The sequence below is a fragment of the Massilia sp. NP310 genome (genome assembly GCF_019443485.1).
In the GTDB taxonomy this organism is placed as follows: Bacteria; Pseudomonadota; Gammaproteobacteria; order Burkholderiales; family Burkholderiaceae_D; genus Telluria; species Telluria timonae.
Genome location: NZ_CP080379.1, coordinates 2,196,355 through 2,212,402, shown reverse-complemented (window position 1 = coordinate 2,212,402; position 16,048 = coordinate 2,196,355). Strand labels below are relative to the sequence as shown.

At 66.5% G+C, this 16,048-nt stretch carries 10 protein-coding genes; 7 read left to right on the top strand and 3 right to left on the bottom strand.

Annotation, left to right across the window (positions count from 1 at the left end; all coding sequences use genetic code 11):
* Window positions 1-82: 82 nt before the first annotated feature.
* Complete coding sequence (locus KY496_RS09555) at window positions 83-2,578, bottom strand: TonB-dependent siderophore receptor (protein WP_219864590.1); 2,496 nt, start codon at window positions 2,576-2,578, stop codon at window positions 83-85.
* A gap of 322 nt (window positions 2,579-2,900) precedes the next feature.
* Here KY496_RS09555 and KY496_RS09550 point away from each other — a divergent pair, with 322 nt between their 5' ends.
* Window positions 2,901-4,235 carry a serine hydrolase gene (locus KY496_RS09550; protein ID WP_229520489.1) on the top strand — a complete coding sequence of 445 codons (1,335 nt, stop codon included), beginning with the start codon at window positions 2,901-2,903 and terminating at the stop codon, window positions 4,233-4,235.
* Window positions 4,236-4,284: 49 nt separating this feature from the next.
* The gene (locus tag KY496_RS09545) at window positions 4,285-5,175 is read left to right on the top strand and encodes an alpha/beta fold hydrolase (protein ID WP_219864588.1); all 891 of its coding nucleotides are present in this window, start codon (window positions 4,285-4,287) and stop codon (window positions 5,173-5,175) included.
* Between the two features lies 1 nt (window position 5,176).
* Here the strand turns inward: KY496_RS09545 and KY496_RS09540 are convergent, their stop codons facing one another.
* A complete protein-coding gene (locus KY496_RS09540) occupies window positions 5,177-6,559 on the bottom strand; it encodes an ATP-binding protein (RefSeq protein WP_219864587.1) in 1,383 nt (460 codons plus the stop codon).
* A complete protein-coding gene (locus KY496_RS09535) occupies window positions 6,552-7,202 on the bottom strand; it encodes a response regulator transcription factor (RefSeq protein WP_229409785.1) in 651 nt (216 codons plus the stop codon). Before KY496_RS09535 ends, KY496_RS09540 begins: the two co-directional genes overlap by 8 nt.
* A 159-nt stretch (window positions 7,203-7,361) precedes the next feature.
* On the opposite strand from KY496_RS09535, the gene KY496_RS09530 reads away from it, so the two are divergent.
* From KY496_RS09530 to KY496_RS09510, 5 genes are all read left to right on the top strand, one after another.
* Window positions 7,362-10,223 (top strand): TonB-dependent receptor, encoded by a 2,862-nt coding sequence (locus KY496_RS09530; RefSeq protein WP_005666557.1) that lies wholly within the window; start codon window positions 7,362-7,364, stop codon window positions 10,221-10,223.
* A gap of 17 nt (window positions 10,224-10,240) precedes the next feature.
* A complete protein-coding gene (locus KY496_RS09525; RefSeq protein WP_219864586.1) occupies window positions 10,241-11,620 on the top strand; it encodes an alpha-amylase family glycosyl hydrolase in 1,380 nt (459 codons plus the stop codon).
* 13 nt (window positions 11,621-11,633) lie between these two features.
* On the top strand, window positions 11,634-13,691 hold the full coding sequence (locus tag KY496_RS09520) for a glycoside hydrolase family 97 protein (RefSeq protein ID WP_005666561.1): 2,058 nt from the start codon (window positions 11,634-11,636) through the stop codon (window positions 13,689-13,691).
* 180 nt (window positions 13,692-13,871) lie between these two features.
* Window positions 13,872-15,026, top strand: coding sequence for an MFS transporter (locus tag KY496_RS09515; RefSeq protein WP_005666562.1), 1,155 nt, complete (start codon window positions 13,872-13,874; stop codon window positions 15,024-15,026).
* A gap of 28 nt (window positions 15,027-15,054) precedes the next feature.
* Window positions 15,055-15,891 (top strand): PhzF family phenazine biosynthesis protein, encoded by an 837-nt coding sequence (locus KY496_RS09510; protein ID WP_005666564.1) that lies wholly within the window; start codon window positions 15,055-15,057, stop codon window positions 15,889-15,891.
* The last annotated feature ends 157 nt before the right edge of the window (window positions 15,892-16,048 follow it).

Here is a 16,048-nt window from a genome sequence, read left to right as displayed (position 1 = left end):
GCGTTCAATTGAACAGCGGCGCGATTTCCGTGCACATGGGCGGCGAGGCCGCGAGCGGCTGCCGCCCATACCGTGCTCGTGGTCAGAACGCGTAGGTCGCGCGCCCGTAGATATACCGACCCGAGCGGCCGAACGGCGCATAGGTCGAGAACGGCGTATTGCCCGTGGTGTTGAGCGCCGGCGGCAGCGTTTCCGGATACTGGTCGAAGACGTTGTCCGCGCCCAGGGCCAGGGTCAGCTTGGGCGTGACGGCGTAGCGTCCCTCCAGGTCGACCACGGTCTTGGCCCCCAGCTCGAAGTCGAAGGCCGCCGTGGTGCCCGGCGACAGCACCTCGCCATAGCGCGTGGCGCGCAGGGTCGCGCCCCATGGGCCGAGGCGCCAAGCGACGTTGGCGCTGATCTTGTTCTTCGGCTGGCCCTTCTCGAGCGAGAGCACGTTGACGCGGTCGAACAGGACTGGCGATGGGCTCAGGCTCGACAGCTGCTCGGTCACCGGCACCTTGGTCACCTCGGTGTCGGTGAAGTTGCCGGCCAGCGTAAAGTCGAAGCGGCCCGCCGCGCCGGCGTTGTGCGCCCAGTTGACCACCACGTCCACGCCCTTGGTCGTGGTGTCGACGCCGTTGATGAAGAAGCGCCCGCCGCCCACGCCGATGAAGCCCTGGCTGGCGATGTAGTCGCGCACATTGGCCTGCGTGAGGTTCTCGGACAGGATGATGCGGTCGTCGATGTCGATGCGGTAGGCGTCGACCGTCACGCTCACGCCGCCCAGGCGCAGCACGGCGCCGAGCGAGGCGTTGACCGATTCCTCGGCGTCGAGCGGCTTGGCGCCGAGGGCCACCGCCACCGGATCGGACGGCTTGAAGGTCGTGATCTCGTAGGGGATGCCGTTGATGAAGTTGGTGGACGTCGCGGTGAAGTGCTGCTGCTGCGGCGACGGCGCGCGGAAGCCGTTCTGGATCGCGCCGCGCAGCGCGAACGCCTTGTTGAAATCGTAGCGCAGCGCCAGCTTGCCGGCCACGCTGTTGCCGAAGTCCGAGTATTTTTCGGCGCGCACCGCGGCCGATGCAAGGAGCTCGGGCGTGACGTTCGCTTCGAGGTCGATGAAGGCGCCAACCGCGTTGCGGTGGGCGTCGACCTCGTTGGCCGGGCGGAAGCCCGGGAACACCTGGGCGCCCGGCGCGGCCGGCGTCCCGTTGGGCAGCACCTCGCCGCCATAGCTCCACGACTGCTCTTCGCCGGCGAACAGCTCATAGCCTTCGCGGCGCGCCTCGACGCCCACCGCCACGTTCAGCGGCGAGGACAGCGATGCCAGCTCGATGCTGCGCACGCCGGTCAGGTTGAACACGGCCTGGTCGTACGAATAACCGCCGGCGTAGAACTCGGTCTTGCTGGTCGGTCCCAGCGAGCGGTTCAGGGTGTTCTCGATCGTGTACTCCATCTTGTTCTTGCCGTAGCCGAGCGAGGCGTCCATGTCCCACTGGCCGGCTTGCCAGGTCACGCCGCCCGTCATCGAGAAGTCCTTGACGGTGGGGGAGATCAGCGGCAGGAAGCCGTCCGGATAGATCGACAGGATGTTGCGGGCGTCTTGCGGCGGGCGGAAGTAGCCGGACGAGGTGGCGTCGCGGTCCTGGTAGCTCGCCCAGCCATAGACCTTGACGCCGCCGCCCAGGTTGTTGCCGGCGTTGGCGAACAAGGTGGCCTGGTCGAGGTCAGGTTCGCCGGTCCAGGCGTTGAAGCGGTCGATCGTGTTCTCGCGCGGATCGAAGGCGCCGTTCACCCGTGGGTACTGCTGGCGCATGTCGTAGCCCCCACGCTCGGTGCGGTTCTGGTCGCGGTATTCGGCGGCGATGGTCAGGAAGCCGGATTCGCCCAGGGCCAGGCCCTTCCACAGGCTGACGGTGGCGGTCTGGCCGTCGGTGCGCTTGCGCGAATCCGGGCCGCTCCAGGTGCCGCCGGCGGGCGCCACATCGTTCCACAAATCGTATTCGGACTTGCGCGCGCCATAGGTGACGCTCGCTTCGCCGCCATCGCGGTCGGTGCGCAGGCGCATATTGACCACGCCCGAGATCGCGTCCGAGCCGTATTGCGCCGCAGCGCCGTCGCGCAGCACCTCGACCGATTTCACGATCGCGGTCGGGATCGTGTTGAGGTCGACCGCCGCCGAACCGCGGCCGATCGAGCCGTTCACGTTGACCAGCGACGAAGCGTGGCGGCGCTTGGAGTTGACCAGCACCAGGGTCTGGTCGGGCGCCATGCCGCGCAGGGTGGCGGGACGGATGGTGTCGGTGCCGTCGGTCAGCGAGGGCCGCGGAAAGTTCAGCGAGGGCAGGGCCATCGACAGCGCCTGGTTCATCTCGGTGCTGCCGGCATTCTTGAGGGTGTCGGACGAGATGATGTCGACCGGCGCGGCGGTGTCGAGCGCGGTGCGGTTGGCAACGCGGGTGCCGGTGACCACGACCGTGGCGGCATTGCTGGCCGTCTCGGCCTGTGGTGCGGCCTCCTGGGCATGGGCGGCGCCCGCGCACAGCGCGGCGATGGCGAGAGCTAGTGCTGTTTTTTCCGTCCTGGCTTTCTGCATGGTGCTGATTCCTTTTTTTGTTCTACGGCGGTGGTCCTGGGAAAGGGCGAGGCGGTTGCCTCTGGTCCATACTGCGCAGCACCATTCATGGTGTCAATTCGTTAAAACCGCCGCCGTGCATCTTTACAACAATTATCGAAATGTCAGGTTTATGTAAGAACATGTGGAATGCATAATCAAAGCTCATGCGGTGCGCATGAATTTATCTTCATGTAAGAATGTTGCTATTGCATGGCAATGTTAAATGCTACTGTTGGGAAGTAATTCACTCCATCCAATTGACCGAGGATACCCTATGCGTTTGTGGACATTGCTAGCCGTTTTGCTCTTCCTCGCCTCTTCATGGGGCCGCGCCGATCCCATCGATGACTTCATCAAGGCGGAAATGCAGCGCAGCCAGACGCCTGGCCTGAGCCTGGCGATCGTGCGTGATGGCAAGATCGTCCGCGAGCAGGCATATGGCCTGGCGAACCTCGAACACCAGGTGCCGGTCAAGCCAGCGACGTTGTTCCAGGCCGCGTCGATCGGCAAGCAGTTCACGGCCGCGCTGGTCATGCTGCTGGTCGAGGATGGCAAGCTCGGGCTCGACGACCCGGTCGCGCGCCACTTGCCGAACACGCCGCCGGCCTGGAAGAAGGTCACCGTGCGCCACCTGCTGACGCATACCTCGGGCCTGGCCGACCCGGGCGACAAAATCGACCTGCGCAAGGATTACACGGACGACGAAATGATCGCGATCGCCGGCGCGCTGCCGCTGGATTTCCAGCCGGGTGAAGACTGGGCATACAGCAACGTCGGCTACCAGCTGCTCGGTTACCTGTGCACGAAGGTCGGCGGCAAGTTCTATGGTGACCAGCTGCGCGAGCGGATCTTCGCGCCGCTGGGCATGTCGGCGCGCGTGATCAGCGAGCGCGATATCGTGCCGCATCGTGCGGCTGGCTACGAGCTGGTGGACGGGCAGGTCAAGAACCAGGAATGGGTATCGCCGACGATGAACGCCACCGCCGACGGCAGCCTGTACGTGACGGCGCACGACCTGGCCCTGTGGGACCTGGCGCTGTATGGCGACAAGCCGTTGACCGCGCGCATCCGCCAGGCCAGCTGGACGCCGGTCACCCTCAAGGACGGGAGCACCCAGCCATATGGCTTCGGCTGGAGCCTGGAACCGGTCAACGGCCACCGGCGCGTCTGGCACAACGGCCGCTGGCAGGGCTTTCGCAGCGTGATCCACCGCTTCGTCGACGACCGGCTCGCCGTGATCGTGCTGGCCAATTCGACCTCGGCGCCGGTGGAAAAGATCGGCAACCAGGTCGCCCGCATGGTCTTGCCGGCCCTGGTGCAGCATCCGATCGCCGACACCGAGCCTGCAGCCACCGCGCGCGCGAAAGAGATCCTGGCTTATTTCGAGCGCGGTGAGCAGCCACCCGGGCTGTCGGCATCGGCCAGGGAATTCTTCTCGCCCCAGTTCATGGGCTGGGTGCGGGCGGACATGCGGGACTTCGGCAAGCTGTCCGAGGTACAGCCGATGGAACGCGGCGAGAAGAACGGCAAGCGCCTGTATGTCTACCGCGCGCGCTTCGCGCATGACGACGTCACGATGAAGTTCTCGCTCAACAAGGCCGGCGAGATCGAGAATGTCGAGCTGTTGCCGGAGTGACGTATAGTCCTGGTGGTAGCCTACGAATCTTCACACTGGCAGAGGCAAGATGACAGCACTGTTCCCGGATTTCCGCGCCTTGCGGGTCGAAGTCGACCCACTGGTCACTATCAATGGCATCGTCGGCGGCGAGGGCCCGCCCTTGCTGCTCCTGCACGGCCACCCGCAAACCCACGCGATCTGGCACAAGGTCGCGCCCCAGCTTGCCGAGCGTTTCACGGTGGTCGCCTGCGACCTGCGCGGCTATGGCGACTCGAGCAAGCCGCAAGGGGCGCTTGATCACGCCAACTACAGCAAGCGCACGATGGCGCTCGATGCGCTGGCCGTCATGCGTTCGCTGGGCTTCGAAACCTTCAAGGTGCTGGCCCACGATCGCGGCGCGCGCGTGGCGCACCGGCTGGCGCTGGACCATCCACAGGCAGTCGAGCGGATGGCCTTGCTGGATATCGCGCCGACCCTGGCGATGTACGAACAGACCTCGGAAGCGTTCGCGCGCGCCTACTGGCACTGGTTCTTCCTGATCCAGCCGGCGCCCATGCCCGAGCGCCTGATCGAGGCCGACCCGGCCGCCTACGTGCGCGACGTGATGGGCAAGCGCAGCGCCGGCCTGGCGCCGTTCGATCCGCGCGCGCTGCGCGAATACCAGCGCTGCCTGGCGCTGCCGGGCGCGGCGCACGGCATCTGCGAGGATTACCGGGCCGCCGCCACGATCGACCTCGAACACGACCGGTTTGATCGATCCGCCGGCCGCAAGCTCACGATGCCGCTGCTGGCATTGTGGGGAGAGCAGGGCGTGGTGGGGCGCTGTTTCGAGCCGATCGCGGAGTGGAAACGCGTGGCGGACGACGTGCAGGGCGGGGCGCTGCCCTGCGGTCACTACATCGCGGAAGAAGCGCCCGAGCTGCTGCTCGGGCGCGTGCTGCCGTTCCTCGGGGAGTGACTCAGGCGGCGGCGCCCGCGAACTCGATGGTCGCCGTCAACCCGCGGCCGCCTTCGCCGTCCGACAGCACGATGATGCCGCCGTTGCGCGCGGCGCCGCGTTCGGCGATCGCCAGTCCCAGGCCGCTGCCCGACTGCTCCTGTCCCGGCACCCGGTAGAAGCGCTCGAACACCTTGTCGCGCAGGTCGGGGTCGATGCCCGGTCCCTGGTCGGCGATCGCCAGCCGATAGATGTGGCCGATGCGGTGGAGGCGCACCGCGATGCGGCTGTCCTGCGGCGAATACTTGATCGCGTTGCTGATCAGGTTATCGACGGCCGACGCCATGCTTTCCAGGTGCAGCGGCACGCTGCCGTCGCCATCGGCGTGGAACTCGATCTCGATATTGCGCTGCACCGCCAGGTGGGCCGCCGCCGCCACCCGGTCGCGCACGAACTCGGCGACGTCGGTCTGCGGGCAGGGATGGTCGACCTGCGGCTCGGCGCGCGCCCGCTCGAGGGCCAGCAGCTGGTGCACGGTGTGGGTGGCGCGCGCCACGCCGCTTCGCAGGCCGGCCGCCGGTTCGGCGCAGCGCTCGGCCATCTCGCTGCCGGCGCGGCTGAGCAGCACGTGGGCATTGATCTGGATCGCCGCCAGCGGCGTCTTGAGCTCGTGGGCGGCGTCGGTCAGGAACTCGTGTTCGTGCTCGATGCGCTGCGACAGGCGCGCCATCAGGCCGTTGATCGCGTCCACCAGCGGCGACAGTTCGCGGTAGATGGAATCGGGCAGGGGCGTCAGGTCGCCGTCCGAACGCTGGGCGATGCTTGACGCGATCGAACGCAGCGGACGCAGGCCAATGCCGACGATCAGCCAGGCGGGAATCAGGAGGAGCGGCAGGCTGAAGATGGTCGAGGACAGCAGGAAGCCGACGCCGCCGATCGAGAACATCCATTCGTCGTCGACTTCGTGGCTGCGCTCGACCAGGATGTCCTGGGCCTTGTCGTGCGCTTCCCAGCGCACCCAGGAATAGGCGTCGCGGGTGGCGACTTCGGGCAGCCGGTCGGGCCACTGCGGCGCCGAGTTGTAGATCAGGCGGCCGTGCAGCCAGACGCGCACCCGCACGTGCGAGTGGTAATCCAGTTCCTGGAACATGCGCACGCGGTTCGCCTCGATCTCCGCCAATACCGGCAGCATGCGCGCCACATCCGGGCCGACGTCCGACAGGTGGGCCTGGATATTGGCGGTGTGAGCCTTGTTCTCGCTGAAGGTGCGGCTGCGCTGGGTGGCCTTGGCCTCGAGGAATACCCACACCAGTCCGATGATGGCCACGCCGATGATCACGCCCGTGAAGCTGAACATCAGGCGCTGGAACAGCGACGACGGCCGGTTCGCCAGCCGCCTAAGCATCCTGCTGCACCATGTAGCCGACGCCGCGCACGGTGCGGATCACGCCTTCGCCGATCTTCTTGCGCAGGTTGAAGATGTGCACGTCCAGGGTCTGGCTCTGGCCCTCGCCGGCGGGCAGCGCGCGCCGCTCCAGCTCGACCCGCGTCAATACCCGGTTGGCCTGCTTCATGAGCGTCAGCAGCAGCGCGAACTCGGTCTTCGACAGGGTGACCGGCTGGCCGCCGCGCGTCACCGCCATGCGGTTTTCGTCGAGCACGATGTCGCCCGATGTCCACAGGTTCTCTTCCAGCGTGCCGTGGCTGCGGCGCACGATGGCGCGCAGGCGCACCAGCAGCTCGGGGATCTCGAACGGCTTGATCAGGTAGTCGTCGGCGCCCAGGTCGAAGCCCTTCAGGCGGTCTTGCAGGCTGTCGCGCGCGCTGATGATCAATACCGGCAGGCGCACGCCGTCGGCGCGCAACGCGCGCAGCAGGTCGTTGCCGTCGCCGTCGGGCAGGCCGAGGTCGAGCACCACCGCGTCAAAGGCCTCGTCGCGGATGCGCGCCCCGGCGTCGGCCGCGAGGCGCAGCCACACCGCCGTGTGGCCCTCGTCCTGGAATACCGACAACAGCGCCTGGCCGATGGCGAGATCGTCTTCGATCATGAGAATTTTCATGGCGCGAGTTTACCAGCGCGGCGTAGCGACAGGGCTTTGGTGAATCTTCAGATTCGCTTCAGCGCATGCGTTGACCCCGCCCGCGTGATATTGGACCATCGCATCCAACCAACACCAAGTTGGAATAAATATAATCAGGAGACAGACATGACGACACGTCGGGATGGCGCGCGGCGCCAGCTTTTCCAGTTGCATCCGGTTGCAGGCGCCTGTGCGCTGTTGATGACCATGGCGGCGCCCCTGCACGCGCAGGAAGCCGGCGCCCAGGACGCCGAGGACGCGGTCCGGCCCGCGGCGACCGTCTCGGGCGAGGCGCCGATCGCCACCGTCAACGTGTCCGGCATCCGGCGCGGCATCGAGGCGGCCATCGAGATCAAGCGCAACGCGACGTCGATTGTCGAAGCCGTGTCCGCCGAAGACATCGGCAAGCTGCCCGACACCACCGTCGCCCAGTCGATCTCGCGCCTGTCGGGCGTGACCACCCAGCGCAGCAAGATCAACGGCAAGGCGACCGAGGTCAGCGTGCGCGGCATGTCGCCGACCTTCAACGGCTCCCTGCTCAACGGCCGCGAGCAGGCCTCCACCAGCGATGCGCGCAGCCCCGAATTCGACCTGTTCCCGTCCGAGCTGACCGGCAGCGTGCTGGTGTACAAGACGCCGGACGCCAGCCTGATCGGCCAGGGCCTGGCCTCGACCATCGACCTGCGCACCCTGCGCCCGCTCGATTTCGGCAAGCGCATGTTCGCCGCCAATGCGCGCAAGGAGCGCATCGGCTTCGGTTCCGGTTCCGACCTCGGCTCGGGCCACCGCAAGACGCTGACCTACGTCGACCAGTACTTCGGCCGCAAGCTGGGCCTGTCGGTCGGCCTCACCTCGTTCAAGCAGGACAACGGCGGCGAACTCAAATTCGACAGCTGGGGCGCCAACACCGCCGACATCGACTACAACGGCCAGACCGTCAAGGCGATCAACGGCTTCATGGCCGAGACCTCGCGCCGCAAGGCCGAGCGCGACGGCGCCTCGGTCACCCTGCAGTTCCGGCCCAACGACAAATTCCGCTCGACCTTCGACGCGTTCTACTCGCGCGGCGAAGAGGCGACCAAGAAGACCGGCCTCGAAGGCGCGATCGTCGGCGGCACCGGCATCTACGATCCGAACGCGGTGCTCACCGACGCCACCATCGAGAACGGCATCGTCACCGCCGGCACCTTCAGCAACTACAAGGGCGACGTGCGCAATCACCTGTTCTCGAACAAGGACCGCCTGCTGTCGCTCGGCGTGAACAACGAGCTCAAGGTGGGCGAGTGGCGCATCGTGAACGACCTGTCGTACTCGAAGGGCACCAAGCGCATCAGCAATTTCGAGACCATGGCCGGCCAGCCGGGCAACACGCCCGAGAGCCAGCTCGGCTCGATCAGCTACAGCGGCTTCAACGGCAACAACTTCGCCGACGTGCGCTACAGCCCGAGCCTGAACTACGCCGACCGCAACGTGGCCGTGCTGACCGACGTCGCCGGCTGGGGCGGCGGCCCGCTGTCGCCGCAGGCCGGCTACCTGGCGCTGCCGACCATCGACGACAAGGTGCAGGCGGTGCGCCTGTCGGCCGAGCGCGACACCGACTGGGGCCCGCTGGCCGCGGTGCGCTTCGGCGTCAACTACACCAAGCGCGACAAGTCGCGCCTGGGCGAAGAGGGCCGCCTGTCGGTGCGCGGCGGCGACGGCTATGCCAGCATCCCGATGCCGGGCAGCGGCATCGAGGTCGCCGGCCCGACCGGCATCCCGGTCGCCTCGTTCGATCCGACCGGCAGCCTGGGCTCGCTGTATGAACTGAACCGCTGGGTCGACGCCACCGTGCTGGCGCGCGACTGGACGGTGGGCGAGAAGGTCACCACCGCCTACCTGATGGGCGAACTCGACGGCACCCTGATGTCGCTGCCGTACAGCGGCAATATCGGCGTGCAGGTGGTCGACACCCGCCAGCGCGCCAGCGGCAACCAGGTCGACCTGGCCAACTGCACCGGCATCACCACCGACACCTGCCCGGCGGTCGTCAAGACCGGCGGCGTCGACTACACGGAGGTCTTGCCCAGCCTGAACCTGACCTTCGACCTGGGCAACGACCAGCTGCTGCGCCTGGGCGCCGGCAAGCAGGTCTCGCGCGCCAACCTGGACAACCTGAAGGCCAGCATGAACTTCGGCCTGCAGAGCGCCACCGCCGAGGACCCGGCGCTGACCGGCTTCGCCGGCAATCCGGAACTCAAGCCCTATGAAGCGCGCGCGCTCGACCTGTCGTACGAAAAATACTTCGGCAAGAAGGGCTATGTCAGCGCCGCGCTGTTCTACAAGAAGCTCGACAACTACGTGATCAATGCGCCGCAGATGTTCGACTTCGCCCAGTACACCAGCGCCAGCACGCCGCTGCCGACCACCGGCCAGTACGCCGGCTCGACGATCGGCTTCCTGACCATGCCGCAGAACGGGGAGGGCGGCATCATGCGCGGCATCGAGCTGTCGGCCAACCTGCCGTTCGGCCTGGTCGTGAACGCGCTGGATGGCTTCGGCGTGCAGGTGAACCATTCGCATACCGATTCCTCGGTGCGCCTGCCGACCAGCGCCTTCGTCACCGGCAGCAATGCGCCGGTGTTCAACGGCGCGGTGTCCGAGATCGGCCTGCCGGGCCTGTCGCGCAACGTGACCAGCCTGCGCCTGTACTACGAGAAGCACGGCCTGCAGGTGTCGCTGGCGGCCTACCGCCGCTCCAGCTTCATCGGCCAGATCCTCGACTACCGCAGCGAATCGCAGTTCACCTTCATCAAGGGCGAGACGATTGCCGACGCCCAGGTGTCCTACGATTTCCGGGGCGGCATGCTGCAGGGCTGGTCGGTGTTCCTGCAAGGGCATAACCTGACCAACGAACCGTTCCGCGAGTACACCAGCGATCCGACGGTGTACACCAACACCGTCACCTTCGGCCGCACCTACTCGGCGGGTCTCAACTACAAGTTCTGACCATGACCGGACTGCCCATGAAACCCGTTCTTGTCCATGCCCTGGCCACGCTGGCGCTGCTGGCCGCCGCGCCGGCGGCGCTGGCGGCGCCGGCCGCCGATCTTTATCAGCCGCGGGAGTACGTCCAGTTCCAGCATGCCGACTGGACGAAGAACGCCACCATCTACCAGATCAATACGCGCCAGTTCACGCCGGAAGGCACGTTCAAGGCCGCGACCGGCCAGCTGCCGCGTCTGAAGGAGCTGGGCGTCGACATCCTGTGGCTGATGCCGATCCACCCGATCGGCGAAGTCAAGCGCAAGGGGTCGCTGGGTAGTCCCTACGCGGTGCGCGACTTCCGCGCCGTGAATCCCGAGCTGGGCACGATGGCCGACCTGCGCGCTTTCGTCGAGCGCGCCCATGCGCTGGGCCAGCGCGTGATCATCGACTGGGTCGGCAACCACACCTCGTGGGACAACGTGCTGATGACGCAGCACCCGGAGTGGTACGCCAGGGGCGCCGATGGCAAGCCGCAGCCGACGCCCTGGTTCAACTGGGACGACATCATTGACCTCGACTACGGCAAGCCCGAACTGCGCCGCTATATGACGGATGCGATGAAGTTCTGGGTGCGGGAGGCCGGCATCGACGGCTATCGCGTGGACGCCGCCGGACTGGTGCCGCAGGACTTCTGGGACCACGCCAGCCGCGAGCTGCGCGCGATCAAGCCGGTGTTCATGCTGGCCGAGTGGGAGAGCCGCGACATGCACCGCGACGCCTTCGACGCCAGCTATGCCTGGACCTGGTGGGACGCGCTGCACGACATCGCGCGCGGCCGTTCGGACGCCACCCGCCTGCACGCGTATTACGCCTGGAACGCGAAGTTCTATCCGCGCCAGGCCTACCGCATGCTGTACACGACGAACCACGACAAGAACGCCTGGGACGGCACCGAGTTCGAAGCCTTCGGCCCGGCGGTCGACGCGGCGATCGTGTTCAGTTTCGTCAGCGAAGGCATCCCGCTGGTCTACAACGGCCAGGAAGCGGGCAACACCAAGCGCCTGGCCTTCTTCGAGCGCGACCCGATCGAGTGGAAGGCGTCGCCCTACACGGCGCTCTACAAGAAGCTGATCGCATTGAAGAAACAGAACACGGCGCTGTGGAACGGCGAATACGGCGCGCGGATGGTGCAGGTGCCGAACAATGCGCCGGCCCAGGTCCTGAGTTTCGTGCGCGCCAACGACAAGGACAAGGTGTTCGTCGCCCTGAACCTGTCGGACAAGCCGGTCAAGGCGAGCTTCGACAAGACGCTGCATCACGGGTCGTACCGCGACTTCGCCACCGGCGCGAAGGTCGAGGTGGGCGGATCGCTTGATGTTGAAATGGCACCGTGGAGTTACCGCGTGCTGGTGAAGTAAAACAAGGAGAGATATGGTTTCCAGATTCATGAATGTCAGCCTGGCCACGCATTGCTGCGTGGTGCTGGGCATGGTGGTGAGCTCGAGCGCCTTCGCGCTTGATGCGACGAGCGCGAGCGTCGAGTCGCCGGGCAAGGTGCTGAACGTGTCGGTGCAGGTCGCGCCGGACGGACGCCTGTCGTACCAGGTCGAACGCAAGGGCCAGCAGGTGATCGCGCCGTCGCGCCTGGGCTTCGTGCTGGGCAGCGACAAGCCGCTCGACTCGGGCTTCAAGATCGAGCGCCAGGTGGTCACCGACCATGACAGCACCTGGGAGCAGCCCTGGGGCGAGCGCCGCACGGTGCGCAACCACTACCGCCAGATGCGGGTCGACGTCAAGAAGAACGATGGCCGCCGCCTGGCGATCGTGTTCCGCGTGTTCGACGACGGTTTGGGCTTCCGCTACGAGTTCCCCAAGCAGCCGAACAACCGCGCGCTGCACATCGCCGACGAGCTGACCGAGTTCGTGGTCGCGCAGCCGGCCACCGCCTGGTGGCAGCAGGCGGGCGAAGTCTGGGCGCTGGAATACCCGATCCAGAAGTCGCCCCTGCGTGAAGTGGGCATGGCCAACACCCCGATGACGGTGCGCATGGAGAACGGCACCCACATCGCCTTCCACGAGGCGGCCCTGGTCGACTATGCCTCGATGTGGCTGCGCCGGGTCGAGGGCCAGCGCCTGCGCGCGCACCTGACCCCGTCCGCCACCGGCAACCCGGTGGTGCGTACCGGCGCCTTCACCACGCCATGGCGCACGATGCAGATCGCCGACGACGCGGCCGGCCTGTACATGTCCGACCTGGTGCTGAACCTGAACGAACCGAACAAGCTGGGCGACGTCTCCTGGGTCAAGCCGTCGAAGTACGTCGGCGTGTGGTGGGACATGCACCTGGAAACCAAGTCGTGGGCCTCGGGTCCGAAACACGGCGCCACCACCGAGTACACCAAGCGCTACATCGACTTCGCGGCCAGGAACGGTTTCCGCGGCGTGCTGGTCGAGGGCTGGAACCCGGGCTGGGACAGCGACTGGGCCGGCAACGGCGCCGACATGGACTTCACGAAGGCGCATCCGAGCTTCGACATCGCCGCCGTGACCGACTATGGGCGCAAGAAGGGCGTGCACCTGATCGGTCACCACGAGACCGGCGGCAATGTCGCGCACTACGAGAAGCAGATGGACGCGGCTTTCAAGCTGTACGCGAAACACGGCGTGGACAGCATCAAGACCGGCTACGTGACCGACGGCGGCGCGGCCCAGTTCATGGGCAAGAACGGCAAGGTCCACTTCGGCTACACCGATTCGCAAGAGGGCGTGCGCCACTACCAGAAGGTGGTCGAGGAGGCGGCGCGCTACAAGATCGCGATCAACACCCATGAGCCGGTGAAGGACACCGGCCTGCGCCGCACGTATCCGAACTGGATCTCGCGCGAAGGCGCGCGCGGCGTCGAGTACAACGCCTGGGGCAATCCGGTCAACAGCGTCGACCACGAGGCCAACCTGGTGTTCACCCGCATGCTGAGCGGCCCGCTGGACTACACGCCGGGCATCCTGAGCCTGGAGGGCAAGGACAAGAAGCCGTTCAACTCCACCCAGGCCAAGCAGCTGGCCAACTTTGTCGTGATCTATTCGCCGGTGGTGATGGCGGCCGACCTGATCGAGCACTACGAGCGCTATCCGGGCCCGTTCCAGTTCATCAAGGACGTGCCGACCGACTGGGAAGACACCCGCGTGCCGCACGGCGCGGTGGGCGAATACGTGACCATCGCGCGCAAGGACCGCGCGTCAAGCGCCTGGTACGTCGGCTCGGTGACCGATGGCGCCAGGCGCACGCTGGACCTGAAGCTGGACTTCCTGGACGCCGGCAAGACCTACGTGGCCGAGATCTACCGCGACGGCGACAACGCCGACTACCGCGACGACAAGCGCCGCTTCGACATCGTGATCGAGAAGCGCAACGTCACCAGCCTTGACACCATCAAGATGGTGCTGGCGCCGGGCGGTGGGCAGGCGATTCGCCTTGTGCCCGTGAAGTAACGGAACGTCGCGCACGACGCGAACGCGCATGGACCGGAAGCACCGGCCCTGCGCGTTCGGCGGATTTGGCATATGCTGTCGGATTGTCCATACCGCGTTGGCGCAATCCGAGTCCGTCGTCCCATGTCCACATCACCGTCTTCACCTTCCACGATATCCCCCGCCGCTTCCGGCACCGTCATGCAAATCCTGTTCTCGGTCGCCTTCGTTCACCTGCTGAACGACTGCGTGCAGGCCGTGCTGCCGTCGATCTATCCGCTCCTGAAGCATGAATTCGACCTGACCTTCGCCCAGGTCGGCCTGATCACCCTGACTTTCCAGTGCACCGCCTCGCTGCTGCAGCCCTGGATCGGCCTGTACACCGACAGGCGTCCGATCCCCTTCCTGCTGCCGGCCGGGATGTGCGTGACCCTGCTCGGCGTCGGCCTGCTGGCCTGGGCCGGCAGCTTCCCGATGCTGCTCACCGCGGCGGCGATGATCGGCATCGGTTCCTCGACCTTCCACCCCGAGGCCTCGCGCGTGGCGCGCCTGGCCTCGGGCGGGCGCTTCGGCTTCGCCCAGTCGCTGTTCCAGGTCGGCGGCAACGCCGGCTCGGCGCTCGGACCGCTGCTGGCGGCGGCCATCGTGGTCGGACGCGGGCAGGGCGAGATCGCCTGGTTCATGCTGCTGGTGCTGGTCGCGGTGGCGGTGCTGGTCGGCGTCAGCCGCTGGTACAGCAACCACCTGATGAACATGGTCAAGAAGGCCGCGCAGCACGCGGGACCAAAGCTGCCGCGCAAGAAGGTGGTCCAGGCCCTGGTGGTGCTGGCGCTGCTGGTCTTCTCCAAGTACATCTACATGGCCAGCCTGCAGACCTATTACACGTTCTTCCTGATCGAGAAATTCCACCTGCCGGTCGGCACCGCCCAGCTTTACCTGTTCCTGTTCCTGGCTTCGGTCGCCGCGGGCACCTTCGCCGGCGGCCCGATCGGCGACAAGATCGGCCGCAAGCGCGTGATCTGGTTCTCGATCCTGGGCGCGGCGCCGTTCACCATCATGCTGCCGTATGCGAACCTGTTCTGGACCGGCGTGCTGTCGGTCGTGATCGGGCTGGTGATGTCGTCGGCCTTCTCGGCCATCGTCGTCTTCGCCCAGGAGCTGGTGCCGGGCAAGGTGGGCCTGATCTCGGGCATCTTCTTCGGCCTGATGTTCGGCATCAGCGGCGTCGGCGCGGCGGCCATGGGCCATATCGCCGACATCCACGGCATCGAGCAGGTGTACCGGATCGCGTCCTTCCTGCCGCTGCTGGGCATCATGGCGGCGCTGCTGCCGAAGATCGAAGGGGCGAAGCGGTAGTATCGTGCATTCACCAAGGGAGATTGCCATGAACCTGAACGACATCCAGCGCATCGCCGCCTTCGACGACAACGGCCAGGGCGGCAATCCGGCCGGCGTCTGGATCGGCGCCGCCCTGCCGCCGGCCGCCGAGATGGCCCGGATCGCGCACGCGGTCGGGTTCTCGGAAACCGCCTTCGCCGCGCCGGAGGGCGAGGCTTGGCGGGTGCGCTATTTTTCGCCCGAATCCGAGGTGCCGTTCTGCGGCCACGCCACCATCGCCCTCGGCGCCGCGCTGGCCCGCGCCCACGGCGACGGCCGCTACGCGCTGACCCTGAACGCGGCCAGCATCACGGTCGAGGGGCGGCGCGAGGGCGAGCGGGTGCACGCGGCGCTGCAGTCGCCGCCGACCTGGAGCCGGGCGGCCGAGCCGCAACTGGTCGATGCGGCGCTGGCGCTGTTCGGCTACACCCGGGCCGATCTCGATCCGCGCATCGCGCCGGCGCTGGCCCATGGCGGCGCCGACCACCTGGTGCTGGCGCTGTCGAGCCGCGCGCTGCTCGCGGCGATGCGCTACGAGCTGGACGCCGGCCGGGCGCTGATGCTGGGACACGGCCTGGTGACGGTTGTACTGGTCTGGGCCGAGCATCCGCAGCTATTCCACACCCGCAATCCCTTCGCCTCGGGCGGCGTCTATGAAGATCCGGCCACCGGCGCCGGCACCGCGGCACTGGCCGGCTACCTGCGCGACATCGGCTGGCCGCATGGCGGACGGATCGAGATCGTCCAGGGCGAAGACATGGGCGCGCGTTCGCGTTTGACGGCCGAGATCGGCGACGAGGCGGGCGGTTCGATCCGCGTGTCAGGAACGGCGAGGTTGATGTAAAGCAATACTTGTGATTTCTGGTGGTTTTCGTTGGGCAAAGCCAACAACTTTGTCATAAAACTACTGGTGTACTTACTATTAAATAGAGGGCAAAAAGCACGCCTGCTCAACAGTTCGAATTTCCGTGAGCGGATTGATAATTTGATCCAGACCAAAC

What these genes read in the sequence shown, in the direction of transcription:
- KY496_RS09555 (WP_219864590.1), bottom strand. Translation starts at nt 2,578, where the DNA reads ATGCAGAAAGCCAGGACGGAAAAAACAGCACTAGCTCTCGCCATCGCC.
- KY496_RS09545 (WP_219864588.1), top strand. Translation starts at nt 4,285, where the DNA reads ATGACAGCACTGTTCCCGGATTTCCGCGCCTTGCGGGTCGAAGTCGAC.
- KY496_RS09540 (WP_219864587.1), bottom strand. Translation starts at nt 6,559, where the DNA reads ATGCTTAGGCGGCTGGCGAACCGGCCGTCGTCGCTGTTCCAGCGCCTG.
- KY496_RS09535 (WP_229409785.1), bottom strand. Translation starts at nt 7,202, where the DNA reads ATGATCGAAGACGATCTCGCCATCGGCCAGGCGCTGTTGTCGGTATTC.
- KY496_RS09530 (WP_005666557.1), top strand. Translation starts at nt 7,362, where the DNA reads ATGACGACACGTCGGGATGGCGCGCGGCGCCAGCTTTTCCAGTTGCAT.
- KY496_RS09525 (WP_219864586.1), top strand. Translation starts at nt 10,241, where the DNA reads ATGAAACCCGTTCTTGTCCATGCCCTGGCCACGCTGGCGCTGCTGGCC.
- KY496_RS09520 (WP_005666561.1), top strand. Translation starts at nt 11,634, where the DNA reads ATGGTTTCCAGATTCATGAATGTCAGCCTGGCCACGCATTGCTGCGTG.
- KY496_RS09515 (WP_005666562.1), top strand. Translation starts at nt 13,872, where the DNA reads ATGCAAATCCTGTTCTCGGTCGCCTTCGTTCACCTGCTGAACGACTGC.
- KY496_RS09510 (WP_005666564.1), top strand. Translation starts at nt 15,055, where the DNA reads ATGAACCTGAACGACATCCAGCGCATCGCCGCCTTCGACGACAACGGC.